This is a genomic window from Pseudomonas alkylphenolica (assembly GCF_016009175.1).
Classification (GTDB): domain Bacteria; phylum Pseudomonadota; class Gammaproteobacteria; order Pseudomonadales; family Pseudomonadaceae; genus Aquipseudomonas; species Aquipseudomonas alkylphenolica_B.
The window spans coordinates 15761-29639 of sequence record NZ_JADUCM010000036.1 but is presented as its reverse complement, the minus strand read 5'-3'; the positions used below and the strand labels follow the sequence as shown (position 1 = coordinate 29639).

General features: G+C 62.4%; 11 protein-coding genes. 7 read left to right on the top strand and 4 right to left on the bottom strand.

Going from position 1 to position 13879, the window contains the following annotated elements:
- The first annotated feature begins 6 nt into the window (after positions 1 to 6).
- The 6 genes from I5S59_RS22850 to yccS all read left to right on the top strand — a co-directional run bounded on the left by I5S59_RS22850 (position 7) and on the right by yccS (position 9258).
- On the top strand, positions 7 to 1449 hold the full coding sequence (locus tag I5S59_RS22850; RefSeq protein ID WP_197878595.1) for a TldD/PmbA family protein: 1443 nt from the start codon (positions 7 to 9) through the stop codon (positions 1447 to 1449).
- Positions 1449 to 2780 carry a TldD/PmbA family protein gene (locus I5S59_RS22845; RefSeq protein ID WP_197878594.1) on the top strand — a complete coding sequence of 444 codons (1332 nt, stop codon included), beginning with the start codon at positions 1449 to 1451 and terminating at the stop codon, positions 2778 to 2780. The genes I5S59_RS22850 and I5S59_RS22845 overlap by 1 nt, the downstream gene beginning before the upstream one ends.
- Positions 2781 to 2835: 55 nt before the next feature.
- A complete protein-coding gene (gene mdtD, locus I5S59_RS22840) occupies positions 2836 to 4263 on the top strand; it encodes a multidrug transporter subunit MdtD (RefSeq protein ID WP_197878593.1) in 1428 nt (475 codons plus the stop codon).
- Between the two features lie 105 nt (positions 4264 to 4368).
- Positions 4369 to 5706, top strand: a complete 1338-nt coding sequence (dbpA, locus tag I5S59_RS22835; RefSeq protein ID WP_232239934.1) for an ATP-dependent RNA helicase DbpA — start codon at positions 4369 to 4371, stop codon at positions 5704 to 5706.
- Positions 5707 to 5778: 72 nt separating this feature from the next.
- On the top strand, positions 5779 to 6960 hold the full coding sequence (locus I5S59_RS22830) for an NAD(P)/FAD-dependent oxidoreductase (protein ID WP_197878592.1): 1182 nt from the start codon (positions 5779 to 5781) through the stop codon (positions 6958 to 6960).
- Between the two features lie 117 nt (positions 6961 to 7077).
- Complete coding sequence (gene yccS, locus I5S59_RS22825) at positions 7078 to 9258, top strand: YccS family putative transporter (protein WP_197878591.1); 2181 nt, start codon at positions 7078 to 7080, stop codon at positions 9256 to 9258.
- Here the strand turns inward: yccS and I5S59_RS22820 are convergent, their stop codons facing one another.
- A complete protein-coding gene (locus tag I5S59_RS22820; protein WP_197878590.1) occupies positions 9259 to 9996 on the bottom strand; it encodes a substrate-binding periplasmic protein in 738 nt (245 codons plus the stop codon). It abuts the gene before it with no gap.
- A 241-nt stretch (positions 9997 to 10237) separates the two neighbouring features.
- On the opposite strand from I5S59_RS22820, the gene I5S59_RS22815 reads away from it, so the two are divergent.
- On the top strand, positions 10238 to 10690 hold the full coding sequence (locus tag I5S59_RS22815; RefSeq protein ID WP_197878589.1) for a GNAT family N-acetyltransferase: 453 nt from the start codon (positions 10238 to 10240) through the stop codon (positions 10688 to 10690).
- A 30-nt stretch (positions 10691 to 10720) separates the two neighbouring features.
- Here the strand turns inward: I5S59_RS22815 and I5S59_RS22810 are convergent, their stop codons facing one another.
- From I5S59_RS22810 to I5S59_RS22800, 3 genes are read right to left on the bottom strand one after another with little or no spacing between them, the layout of a single operon-like run.
- The gene (locus tag I5S59_RS22810) at positions 10721 to 11017 is read right to left on the bottom strand and encodes a winged helix-turn-helix domain-containing protein (RefSeq protein WP_128321607.1); all 297 of its coding nucleotides are present in this window, start codon (positions 11015 to 11017) and stop codon (positions 10721 to 10723) included.
- A 17-nt stretch (positions 11018 to 11034) separates the two neighbouring features.
- Complete coding sequence (locus I5S59_RS22805) at positions 11035 to 11535, bottom strand: YgjP-like metallopeptidase domain-containing protein (protein ID WP_197878588.1); 501 nt, start codon at positions 11533 to 11535, stop codon at positions 11035 to 11037.
- 38 nt (positions 11536 to 11573) lie between these two features.
- On the bottom strand, positions 11574 to 13694 hold the full coding sequence (locus tag I5S59_RS22800) for a putative bifunctional diguanylate cyclase/phosphodiesterase (RefSeq protein ID WP_197878587.1): 2121 nt from the start codon (positions 13692 to 13694) through the stop codon (positions 11574 to 11576).
- Between the last annotated feature and the right edge of the window lie 185 nt (positions 13695 to 13879).

Below are 13879 nucleotides of genomic sequence, written 5' to 3'. Positions count from 1 at the left end.
TCCTGCATGTTCGAGATCACCGCATTGCTGCGCCAGCGCTTTGCCGCCTTGCGCAGCGATGCCGAGTTTTTTTCCCTGCGCTATGTGCAGCAGTCCCAGCAGTACCTGTCGGTGCGCAAGAACATCGCCGAGCCGCCGTTTTTCAGCCGCGACGAAGGGGTCATGCTGACAGTCCGGGTCAAGGGTGTGGAAGCCTATGCGGCCACCGCCGACCTGTCCCAGGCCGGCTTGCAGCAGGCCTTGGCGCGCGCCGAAACGCTTGCCCGGCAGATTGGCGCACTGGCCCTGCTCAACCTCAGCGACCAAGCGGTGGCCAGCGAGCGCCGGGACTACTGCTCGCCCAGCCTTGAACAGCCCTTCCCGTCTCTGGCCGACTGCGTTGACCTGCTCGCTCGCGAGTCCGCCAGCGTGCCTGACGACAGCCGCCTGGTGAACTGGCAGGCAAGCCTTGGCGTCAGCAACCTCGAGCAGATCTACCTGAACACTGCAGGTGCCGAACTCCGTCAGGCGCAGCGTTTCGTCTACCCGGGTTTCAGCGTGACCGCCTTCGATGGCCAGGACAGCCAGACCCGCAGCCTGGGGCGCGACAACTTCGGCCAGCAAGGCGGTCAGGACGTGATCGAGCGCTGCGGCCTGGTGAATGCCGGTGCCAAGGTCGCCGACCAGGCGTTGCAATTGCTGCTGGCACCCAATACGCCGAGTGGTGCGCGCGACCTGCTGCTGATGCCTGACCAGATGATGCTGCAGATCCATGAATCCATCGGTCACCCGCTGGAAATGGACCGCATCCTCGGCGATGAACGCAATTACGCCGGCACCAGTTTCGTCAGCGCCAGCGACTTCGGCACCCTGCAATACGGTTCGAAGCTGCTCAACGTGACCTTCGACCCGACCCTGGGCGAAGAGCTGGCCAGCTACAGCCATGACGACGACGGCACCCCGGCCAGCAAACAGTTCCTGATCCGTGACGGCGTGCTGCTGCGCCCGCTGGGTGGTGCGCTGTCGCAGTTCCGCTCAGGGCTCGACGGTGTTGCCAACAGCCGCGCCTGCGGCTGGAACCGCGCCCCGATCGACCGCATGGCCAACCTCAACATCGAGCCCGGCGAGCAACGTCTCGAGCAACTGATTGGCGGCATCGAGCACGGCATCCTGATGAGCACCAACCGCTCCTGGTCCATTGACGATGCGCGCAACAAATTCCAGTTCGGCTGTGAATGGGGCCAGCTGATCGAGAACGGCGAGCTCAAAGGCGTGGTCAAGAACCCCAATTACCGCGGTATTTCCGCGCGGTTCTGGGGCAACCTCAGTGCCGTTGGCGACGCCAGTACCTTCGAAGTCCTCGGCACGCCGAACTGCGGCAAGGGCGAACCCAACCAGGTGGTGCGGGTCGGTCACGCTTCGCCCGCCTGTGTCTTCAGCCAGATCGACGTATTCGGAGGAGACGCCTGATGACCGCCACCCCACTGCACAGTTTCCAGCGCCTGGCGGCCTACCTGCAGGATCAGGTGCGCTCCCCGGAACACTACACCCTCGGCTACAGCGCCGAGCACTCGCAATTCATTCGTTTCAACCATGCCAAAGTGCGCCAGGCCGGCGAAGTACAGCAGGCCAGCTGCACGCTCAAGCTGGTCAACGACGGTCGCCAGGCCGAGCTGCAGTTCACCCTCTGCAACGACCCTGACGTCGACCGGCAGCGCCTGGTCCAGGCCATCGAACAATTGCGCCAGACCTTGCCGTTGCTGGCCGCCGACCCGTACCTGCAACTCAACGACGAGGCCTGGCACAGCCACAGCGTGCAGGAGCAGGCACTGCCTGACACCGACCAGGTACTGGCGCAAATCAAGCAAGGCGCCGCCGAACTGGACCTGGTCGGCATCTATGCCGCCGGCCCGATCTACCGTGGCTTTGCCAACTCGTTCGGGGCCTTCGGCTGGCACCAGGCCAACAGCTTCAACTTTGACTGGAGCCTTTTTCACCGCAATGGCCAGGCGGTCAAAGCCAACTATGCCGGCCAGGCCTGGGACCGCGAAGCCTTCGCCGTGCGCCTGCGTCAGGCCCGTGAGCAACTGGAATACCTCGGCCGCCCGCTCAAGACCCTGTCACCCGGCGAATACCGCGCCTACCTGGCGCCAGCGGCCATGGACGAGATCATGGGGATGCTCTGCTGGGGCGGGTTTTCGGCTCAGGCCCTGGCAACCAAAAGCAGCCCCTTGCAACGCCTGTTTGCCGACGATGCCCAACTGAACGCCATGGTCAGCATCGGCGAGCAGATCAGCGACTCGCTCAGCCCGGCGTTTTCCGATGAAGGCACGGTGCGCCACGACCTGCGCCTGATCGAGCAAGGGCGCGGCCTGGATCGCCTGGTCTGCGCGCGCAGTGCGGCAGAGTTTGCCTTGGCCGCCAACGGCGCCGACGGTTACGAGTCACCAGTCGCATTGAGCATGGCCGCTGGCGAACTCGCCCAGCAAGACATTCTCGAGCGCCTGGGCACAGGCCTGTATATCAGCAACCTCTGGTACCTGAACTTCTCCGACCTGCCCGCAGCGCGCATGACCGGCCTGACCCGCTTCGTCACGTTCTGGGTAGAAGGCGGGCAGATTCAGGCGCCCGTCAGCACCATGCGTTTCGATGACAGCGTCTACAGTTTGTTGGGTTCACAGCTGGAGGCGTTGACGACGGAGCGCGAGCTGATTCTGTCGACCAGCACCTACGGCCAGCGGCAGACCAGTTCAAGCCATTTGCCGGGAGCACTGGTCAAGCGCCTGACTTTGACATTGTGATGTCCCCTTCGCCGGCATAGCCGGCGAAGGGCCCAAAAGGACTTTCGAATACACCATGCCCACCCACGCCCCGCTGGACCCTGTCACCGCCCGCTGGATCCCCTGGGTGGTGGCCATCGCTTTCTTCATGCAGTCACTCGACGGCACGATTCTCAACACCGCCCTGCCGGCAATGGCCAAAGACCTGGCCGAAGACCCGCTGCGCATGCAGTCGGTGATCATTGCCTACATGCTGACTGTGGCGTTGTTGATCCCGGCCTCCGGCTGGATCGCTGACCGCTTCGGTACCAAGCGGATTTTTTTCGGCGCCATTTTGCTGTTCAGCCTCGGCTCGCTGCTTTGCGCCCTGGCCAACAGCCTCGGCATGCTGGTCGGCGCGCGGGTCATCCAGGGCCTGGGCGGTGCGCTGATGCTGCCCGTGGGGCGCCTGGTAGTACTGCGCGCCTACCCGCGCTCGGAGCTGGTGCGGATCATGAGCTTCATCACCATCCCCGGCCTGCTTGGCCCACTGCTGGGCCCGACGATGGGCGGCTGGCTGGTGGAAATTTTCAGCTGGCACTGGATCTTCCTGCTCAACCTGCCGGTCGGCGTGCTCGGCTGCTACGCGGTGTGGCGCTTTATCCCCGACCTGCGCGGTAGCGAGCGCACGCGCTTCGACGGCATTGGTTTCGTGCTGTTCGGCGCGGCGATGGTGCTGATCACCATCGCCATGGAGGGATTGGGCGAACTGCACCTGCCGCATCTGCGGGTGATGTTGCTGCTGTTTGCCGGCATGGCCTGCCTGGCCGCCTACTGGTTGCGCGCCGGCAGTGTCGACAACCCGCTGTTTTCGCCCAGGCTGTTTCGCACCCGGACGTTCTCGGTCGGCATCCTCGGCAACCTGTTCGCGCGCCTGGGCAGCGGCGCGCTGCCGTTTCTGGTGCCGCTGTTGCTGCAGGTCGCCCTCGGCTACTCGCCTTCGCAGGCGGGCATGAGCATGATTCCCCTGGCGGCGGCGGCCATGGTGGCAAAATCCATCGCACGGCCGCTGATCGAACGCTTCGGCTACCGTACGATCCTCACCGGTAACACCCTGCTGCTCGGTGCACTGCTGGCCAACCTGGGGCTGGTCGACGAACACACGCCCTACGCCTTGCTGCTGTTCCAGCTGGGCCTGCTCGGCGCGGTCAACTCCATGCAGTTCACGGCGATGAACACCGTCACCCTGATCGACCTCGACGATGCCAGCGCCAGCAGCGGCAACAGCCTGCTGTCGGTGGTCGCGCAGCTGTCGCTGAGCCTCGGCGTGGCCTGCGCCGGCGCCCTGCTCGGGGGCTTCAGCGCCGCCGGCAGTGCCGAAGGCGTCGAGAGTACACTGGGTGCCTTCCAGCTGACCTTCCTGACCATCGGCCTGATGGCCATGTTGGCGGCGGCGATCTTCGTCCAGCTGTCCAAGACGGACGGAAGGCGCGCCCCTCGTCTGGAACCGGAGATCGAGCCTTAGGGCTAAAGGCCACGAGGCTGGTACACTGCGCGACATTTTGTTTTGCAGGCCAGTCTCGTGACCACCATTGCCACCGCCTTTGCCACCTTGCCGCTGTCCGCCGCCATGCTGGCCAACCTGGACGCCCTCGGCTACGCCCAGATGACCCCGATCCAGGCCCAGAGCCTGCCGGTAATCCTCAAGGGCATGGACCTGATCGCCCAGGCCAAGACCGGTAGCGGCAAGACCGCCGCCTTTGGTATCGGCCTGCTCAACCCGATCAACCCGCGTTACTTCGGCTGCCAGGCCCTGGTGCTGTGCCCGACGCGCGAACTGGCTGACCAGGTGGCCAAAGAACTGCGCCGCCTGGCCCGCGCCGAAGACAACATCAAGATCCTGACCCTGTGTGGCGGCGTCTCCCTCGGCCCACAGATCGCCTCGCTGGAGCATGGTGCGCACATCATCGTCGGCACCCCTGGCCGTGTGCAGCAGCACCTGAGCAAGGGCACGCTGGTGCTCGACGGGTTGAACACACTGATTCTCGATGAAGCCGACCGCATGCTCGACATGGGCTTCTACGACGCCATCGCCGACATCATCGGGCAAACCCCGAAGCGCCGTCAGACCCTGCTGTTCTCGGCCACCTACCCGGCCGGCATCAAGCAGCTGGCTGCCGCGTTCATGCGCGACCCGCAAACCGTGAAGGTCGAAGCGCTGCACGCCGACAGCCAGATCGAACAACGCTTCTATGAAATCTCGCCAGATCAGCGCATGGACGCGGTGAGCAAGCTGCTCGGGCACTTCCGTCCACAGTCCTGCGTGGCCTTCTGCTTCACCAAGCAGCAATGCCAGGAACTGGTCGAACACCTGCAGGCCAAGGGCATTTCCGCCCAGGCCCTGCATGGCGACCTGGAACAGCGCGACCGCGATCAGGTCCTGACCCTGTTCGCCAACCGCAGCCTCTCGGTGCTGGTGGCCACTGACGTTGCCGCACGCGGCCTGGACATCGATGCCCTGGACATGGTCATCAACGTCGAGCTTGCCCGTGATGCCGAGATCCACGTGCACCGCGTCGGCCGTACTGGCCGCGCCGGCGAGAAAGGCCTGGCGGTCAGCCTGGTCGCACCGGCCGAAGGCCATCGCGCCAAAGCCATCGAAGAGATGCAGAAGGCTGACCTGCGCTGGGAACAGCTGGACAGCCTCAAGGCCCAGAATGGTGCGCCGCTGCTGCCGACCATGAGCACCTTGTGCATCGCCGCAGGCCGCAAGGACAAGCTGCGCCCTGGCGATATCCTCGGCGCCCTGACCGGTGATGCCGGGTTGCCGGGCACCCAGGTCGGCAAGATCGCCATTTTCGACTTCCAGGCATTCGTCGCCGTGGAACGCGCGGTCGCCAAGCAGGCACTGCAGCGCCTCAACAGCGGCAAGATCAAGGGCCGCTCGTTGCGGGTACGCATCGTCTGAGTGCGCTGTTGATCGTGCGGGGGCTCATCGCCGGCAAGCCGGCGCTTACCAGTGTTGTTTGAGGATTTTGCAGTGCGTTCCACCGAAGTGATCATCATTGGCGCAGGCGCCGCCGGCCTGATGTGTGCCCTGACTGCCGCCGGCCGTGGCCGCCAGGTACTGCTGCTTGACCACGCCAACAAGCCGGGCAAAAAGATCCTGATGTCGGGCGGCGGCCGCTGTAACTTCACCAACATGTACACCGAGCCTGCCAATTTTCTCTCGCAGAACCCGCACTTCTGCAAGTCGGCCCTGGCCCGCTACACCCAATGGGACTTCATCGAGATGGTCGGCAAACACGCCGTGCCCTATCACGAGAAGAAGCTGGGCCAGCTGTTCTGCGATAACAAATCCAGCGACATCCTCGACATGCTCCTCACCGAGTGCGCCAACGTCAGCGTCGAGCTGCGCATGGACACCCGTATCGAGCAGATCGAAAAAGTCGAAGGCGGTTACCTGCTGGAAACCAGCGCCGGCCAGTTCCAGTGCCAGTCGCTGGTGATTGCCACCGGCGGCCTGTCGATTCCGACCCTGGGTGCCACAGGCTTCGGCTATCAGGTTGCCCGCCAGTTTGGCCACAACCTGCTGCCCACCCGCGCCGCCCTGGTTCCGTTCACGATCACCGAACCGGTGCTCAAAGGTATCTGCACCGAGCTTTCCGGCAGCTCTGTGGATTGCATCGCCAGTTGCAACGGCACCAATTTTCGCGAGAACTTGCTGTTTACCCATCGCGGCCTGAGCGGGCCGGCGATCCTGCAGATCTCGTCGTTCTGGGAGCCGGGCGACACCGTCGAAATCAACCTGCTGCCCGACCACGACGCCCTGGGCTGGCTGCAACAGCAGCAGACCGAGCGCCCCAACAGCGAACTGAAAACCCTGCTGGCCGAGGTCTTCACCAAGAAGATGGCCAACCTGCTGGCCGAACACTGGTTCGTCTCCAAGCCGATGAAGCAGTACACCCCGGCGGAGCTGGCCCAGGTCAGCGACAAACTGGCGGCCTGGCAGGTGGTACCTGCGGGCACCGAGGGCTACCGCACGGCCGAGGTGACCCTGGGCGGGGTCGACACCCGCGAAGTGTCGTCCAAGACCATGGAGTCGCTGAAAAGCCCGGGGCTGTACTTTATCGGTGAAGTGCTCGACGTCAGCGGCCACCTCGGCGGCTTCAACTTCCAGTGGGCCTGGGCTTCGGCGTACGCGGCCGCGCAGTTCGTCTAACCTTCGCGGTAGAATCAGCGTATCAAGGAACAAATTTTGCTGGTCAGAGGCGGCATTAACACTGCTGTCACCTGACTGGCTCAATTTCGATCATCGCCCAAGGTCTGCCGAACCCTCATGTCTTCCTCCTCGTTCAGCCAATCGCTACGCCGTCTCTGGGCCCTGGACAAATTCAGCTATGCCATCCGCGTACTCATCGCCCTGACCGGCAGCATGCTGCTGTGCTGGTACAAGGACGAGATGAGCCTGCTGATTCCCTTGTTCCTCGGCATTATTGCAAGCGCTCTGGCGGAAACCGATGACAGCTGGCAAGGCCGCCTGAACGCCCTGGCGGTGACGCTGGTGTGCTTTACCGTTGCGGCGCTGTCGGTGGAACTGCTGTTCCCCTATCCGATCATTTTTGCTGTCGCGCTGGCCCTGGCCAGTTTCGCCCTGACCATGCTCGGCGCCCTGGGTGAGCGCTACGGCGCGATTGCTTCGGCCACCCTGATTCTCTCGGTCTACACCATGATCGGCGTGGACCAGCGCGGTGGCGAGGTTACTGACTTCTGGCACGAACCCCTGCTGCTGGTGGCAGGTGCAGCGTGGTACGGGCTGCTCTCGGTGCTGTGGCAGGTGCTGTTCTCCAATCAGCCGGTGCAGCAAAGCCTGGCGCGGCTGTTTCGCGAACTGGGGCGCTACCTGAAACTCAAGGCGACCTTGTTCGAACCTATCCGCCAGCTGGATGTGGAAGCCCGGCGGCTGGAGCTGGCCCAGCAAAACGGGCGCGTGGTGGCGGCGCTCAATGCGGCAAAGGAAATCATTCTGCACCGGGTCGGCAACGGCCGGCCGGGCTCGAAGGTCAGCCGCTACCTGAAGCTGTACTTCCTCGCCCAGGACATCCACGAACGCGCCAGCTCTTCACACTACCCGTACAACGCCCTGACCGAAGCCTTCTTCCACAGCGACGTGCTGTTTCGCTGCCAGCGCCTGCTGCGCCAACAGGGCGTGGCCTGCCAGCAACTGTCAGAGTCGATCCAGCTGCGCCAGCCGTTCATCTACGACACCGGATTCGCCCAGGCCCTGGAAGACCTCAACGCCTCGCTGGAGCACCTGCGCATCCAGAGCAATCCGGCCTGGCGCGGGCTGCTGCGGTCGCTGCGGGCCCTGGCGGCGAACCTCGCCACCCTCGACCATCTGCTCAGCGATGCCAGTAACCCCGACAACCTGGCCGACGCCAGCGACAGCAGCCTGCTCGATCGCTCACCGCGTAGCCTGGCCGATGTCTGGAGCCGCTTGCGCCAGCAATTGACGCCAACCTCGCTGCTGTTCCGCCACGCCTTGCGCCTGCCGCTGGCGCTGTCAATCGGCTATGGCATGGTGCATCTGATCCACCCGACCCAGGGCTACTGGATCATCCTCACCACCTTGTTCGTGTGCCAGCCCAACTACGGTGCAACCCGGCGCAAGCTGGTGCAGCGGATTATCGGTACCGGCATCGGCCTGACCGTGGGATGGGCGCTGTTCGACCTGTTTCCAAGCCCGATCATCCAGTCGCTGTTCGCGGTGGCGGCCGGGGTGGTGTTCTTCGTCAACCGCACCACCCGCTACACCCTGGCTACTGCCGCAATCACTCTGATGGTGCTGTTCTGCTTCAATCAGGTCGGCGACGGCTACGGCCTGTTCCTGCCACGCCTGTTCGACACCCTGGTCGGTAGCCTGATCGCCATTCTGGCGGTGTTCCTGTTCCTGCCCGACTGGCAGGGGCGACGCCTGAACAAAGTGCTGGCCAACACCCTCACCTGCAACAGCAATTACCTGCGCCAGATCATGCAGCAGTACGCCCAGGGCAAACGTGACGACCTGGCCTATCGCCTGGCCCGACGCAATGCCCATAATGCCGATGCAGCATTGTCGACGACGCTGGCAAACATGCTCATGGAGCCCGGGCACTTTCGTAAGGAGGCCGATGTCGGCTTTCGCTTCCTGGTCCTCTCGCACACCTTGCTCAGTTACCTGTCGGGCCTGGGCGCGCACCGTGAAACGACCCTGCCTGCCGATGTTCACGAACAGTTGATCGATGGCGCCGGGGCCAGCCTGGCCAACAGCCTGGACGAGATTGCCGAAGGGCTGGCCAGCAAGGCACCCGTGGCCATTCACAGCGATGCCGAAGAGGCCCTGGCCAATTCGCTTGAGCAGATGTCGGAAGAACTTGAAGAGAACCAGCGGCTGGTGCAGACCCAACTGGCCCTGATCTGCCGTCAGTTGGGCCCGCTACGTACGCTTGCAGCGCACCTGATCAAGGAAGAGCCCGCCTGATCAAAGGCCGTGGTGCTTGAGCAAACGCTCATAGGTGCCATCGGCTTTCATCTCGAGGATGGCCTGGTTGAAGGCAGTGACGATCTTCTGATGCTGCGGGCTCTTGAGGCTGACCAGTATATGCAGGGTGTTTTCGCCCAGGGGCTTGTCGACGAACTCGACCGCCTCGCGCACCGAACGCGATTCGCGCTGCATGAAGTAACGCGCGACATACTCGTCTTCCAGCGTCAGGCCGACCCTGCCGGCAGCCAGCATACGCACCGCTACCGAAAAGTTGCGTACCGGGATTTTCTGCAAATGCTCATCGGCATCAAATGCCGGCGAGTAGGCGTAGTCCCGGACCACAGCAACCGGATAGGGATACAGGTCATTCAATGACTTGAACCGCAGCGGATCGCCTTTGCGCTTGAGCAGGCGGATGCGGTTGCTCAGATAGCCCGCCGAAAACTGCCCGATATGGGTACGGCTCTCATTGCGCCAGGCGTTGATCAAGACGTCATAACGCCCTTCTTCTATCCCCAGCAGTGCCCGCGCCCAGGGCACTTGCTCGAATTCGCTGTCGAAACCGGCGCGGTGCAAAGCGGTGGTGACAATCATGGTTGCCAGCCCCCCGCCGGGCATGCTCGCGTCGGTAAACGGCGGCCAGCTGTCAGCCACCAGGCGCAGTTTTTGCGCTTGCGCGGTACCGAGCACCAACATCAATCCAAACAGAGCCAAGACTCGAAGCAGTGCCAGCATGCTCAAATCCTTCAGTAGACGTGCCATTTGCACGCCGTTGATATCAACTGCTTGAGAGTTTCCGCTATCCGCGCCTTTGCGAAGGTTACACAAAGATGAAGGCTCAAGGCAGCTTCAATGATATCAATTTGCCTTTATTTTGAGCGATGTCACACCCTGTGTTGACTTGTAACCGTTACACCCTCGTCCTCACCCCTGGCATCTGCCATGATCAGAGGGGTCAATTGCCTGAGAGCCCCCTATGTCCATCGACTGGATCTGTAAACATCACAGCGACCTTGGCAAAGAACAACTCTATGCCATTCTGCAACTGCGCACCGAAGTCTTCGTGGTCGAACAGAAATGCGCCTACCAGGAAGTCGATGGCCAGGACCTGGCCGGCGATACCTGCCACCTGATGGCGTGGCGGGATGACCAGTTGCAGGCCTATTTGCGCCTGCTTGACCCGGAGTCACAGGGCGGCGATGTCGTCATCGGGCGTGTGGTCACCGCGCCGTCGGCACGGGGCCAGGGCCTGGGTCACGGACTGATCGAAAGGGCGCTTGAAGAAGCCGAGAAAAACTGGCCAGGCGTGCCGGTTTACCTGTCGGCACAGGCCCACTTGCAGGGCTACTACGGGCGCTACGGCTTTGTCGTGGTCGGCGAGGAATACCTCGAGGACGATATTCCGCACATTGGCATGCGCCGCGGCTGACCGCGGCGGCGTGTCCATCGCCGGCAGCCCTCAGGGATAGCCCAGCACTTCACGAATACGGCGCAAATGCTGGATGATCCACTCCTTGTCGATCGCGCCCCAATCGCGGATTCGATAATGCCCGGCATGGTTGCGCGCCCCCGCCTGCTGCTCGAACTCGCAGACGATATCCAGGTCAGCCAGGGCTGCAATAGTGTCCTGGGCCGTTCGCCGCGGCATGCCGGTGGCCTCCATCAGGGCCGGCACGCTGGCGGCGGTCTGGCTATCGATCAACCAGGCAACATACAGGCGACGGTAAAAGCTGGTCTTGGTCTTGCTCACATCCATTGGCAGGTCCTTATGGCTCACCCGATCTCAGGCAGCTCGCGGTACGTCAGGTAAACACGCAAGTCGAACTCCAGTTGATGGTAGCCCGGCTGCATGTGTTCACAGAGCTGGTAGAACGCTTTGTTGTGCTCGCTTTCTTTCAAGTGCGCCAACTCGTGCACGACGATCATCTTCAGAAACTCGGGTGCCGCCTCCTTGAACAGCGAGGCAATGCGAATTTCCTTTTTCGCCTTCAGCTTGCCGCCCTGCACCCGTGAAACGGCGGTGTGCAACCCCAGGGCCCGATGGGTCAGGTCCAGGCGGTTATCGAACAGTACTTTGTCCAGGTTGGGCGCGTTGCGCAGGTATTCCTGCTTGAGGCCCTGCGCATAGCCGTACAGCGCCTTGTCGCTCTGAATCCCGTGGCGCTGCGGGTATCGCTGCTGCAGGTAGGCGCCCAGGCGGTTGCTGGCAATCAATTGTCGAACCTGGTCTTGCAAGGCAGCAGGATAAGCTTGAAGGTATTTGAGCGGTGTCATGATCGTACAGCGGGCAGGTAAAAATGCAGTGTACCCAACTAAACCTGTTGCCAGTCAAAAAAGCCCGGGAACGCGTCGGCGTCACCGGCCGTCATCGGGTGGGCCAGCAAAAAGCCCTGTACATAATCGCAACCGTTGGCCTGCAGCCAGTCGGCCTGTTGACGGGACTCGACCCCTTCGGCGATGACACTGATCCCGTAAGATCGACAGGCCGCAATCACGCAACGGACCAAAGTGGCATCGAGGGTCGACTCCGGTAATCGCTGTACCAGGTGGCGGTCGAGTTTCAGGGTGTCGATCGGGAGATCGCGGAGCATGCGCAACGAACAATCACCGGCGCCAAAATCATCCAGCGCGATGCGCACGCCCAGCGCCCGCAAACGATGCAGTTGCTTCATGGCATCGTCGATGTTGTAGCGCAATGACGTTTCAGCGACTTCGACTTCCAGTTGGGCGGGCTCTATGCCCTGATTGAAGATGACCCGTTCGAGCTCTTCAGCCAGGTTCGGCATGGCGAACTGCACACGGCTCAAGCTGATGCTCAGCACCAGACTGGCGTCATAGCGTTCATACCAGGCACGCCGTTGTGCCGCCCCCTTCTGGTAGATCCAGCTGGCCAGCCGCGTGATCAGGCGGGCCTCCTCCAGCAAGGGCAGGAACAACCCGGGCGGCACGTCACCGACACTGGGGTGGTTCCAGCGCAACAATGCTTCGAATCCCCGCAAGCGGCCATCAGCCAACGCCACTTGCGGCTGATAGACCAGGCGGAACTCGTTGTGCTCGATGGCACCGCGCACACTGTCTTCAAGCATCAGCCGCGAACGTGCGCGACCATTGAGGTCTTTGTCGTAATACCGGTACTGCTGGCGCCCCGACTGTTTGGCGGCGTACATCGCGGCATCCGCAGCGCGCAACAAACCGTCGAGACTGGCCCCGCACTCCGGGTAAGTGGCGATACCGATGCTGACGCCGAGCGTCACTTCCGAGCCGTCGATTTCCCGGTAGATCGACATGCGTTCGATCAGCTTTTCGGCGCACCGCGCCGCCTGTTCAGGGTACTCCAGCGAGTCGAGCAGCGCGGTGAACTCGTCGCCGCCCATGCGTGCAAGAATTGCACAGGAACCCAGGCAGTCCTTGAGTTGCTCGGCAACCCAATGCAACACCCGGTCACCGACCTCATGCCCCAACGAGTCATTGATACGTTTGAATCCGTCCAGGTCGAGAAACAGCAGCGCTTGCGGCCGGTCGGCGCGCTCGTTGCGTAGCAGTGCACTTTCTGCAGCCTGGTAGAAGCCCCGGCGATTGAGCAGCCCGGTCAGCGGATCGGTAATCGCCTGGTACTCGAGTTGCTGGTGAAGGTTGCGCACCACCGACATGTCCAGCACGGTGACCACCACTGCCCGCTGCTCGCCCGGCAACGGCGCACATGACAGTGCGACCGGAATCGGATGCCCGCCCGCCGTACGCAGGACCGCATCATGGATACGCAAGGTGCTGCGCTCCTGGTAAGCCTGGTGGAAGAGCGAGCCGTGCCACGCGCCGGCGCCGGGCGACTGGACAAAATCCAGCAAGCCTGCGCCCGGCAGGTGTTCGAAGGGTACGTCGAGCAAATTGGAGATCGCCGGGTTGGCGTAACGGATCATGCCATCCTCGGCCACCACCAGTATGCCCTCGGCAGCATTCTCGAGTACGGAAGCGTTGAATGCCCTCGCCGCTTCCAGATCGTGGCTCAAGCGCTGCAAAGAGCGCCGGTTTCGCTGCTGCTCCAGCAGCGCCTGCACTTTGGGCTTGAGGATTTGTGGGTCGAAGGGTTTGAACAGGTAGTCAACTGCACCGCTGGCATAGCCTTTGAGCACAGCCGCCTGGGACTGTTCGTTGGCGGTAAGGAAAATGATCGGTGTCAGTCGGGTACGCTGGCTGCCGCGCATCAGGCGTGCCACTTCAAAACCGTCCATACCGGGCATCTGCACATCCAGCAGGACCAGGTCGACATCGTGTTCGAGCAATGCACTGAGGGCTTCGGTACCGGAACTTGCGGTCAATACCTGCCAGTCCTGACGAGCCAGCAAGGCACGCATGCTGATCAGGTTTTCGGGGTAATCATCGACGACCAGTAGTACCGAACTGCCATCGTTTGACGGAGGTTGCGCGCAATCCATGCTGCTTCTCTTGTAAAACCGACTTCAAACTTCGAGTGAAATTCGAAACTAACTCTAGACCCGGCTGTAACAAATCTGAAGTCATCAGATTGCCATCACCGCAGTAAAGTTCCTTTAGCCGACTAACGGCCTGTCCGCTCGGGCCATAACTACCCTGTACATGGCGCGAGAGGTACAAAAAAGCC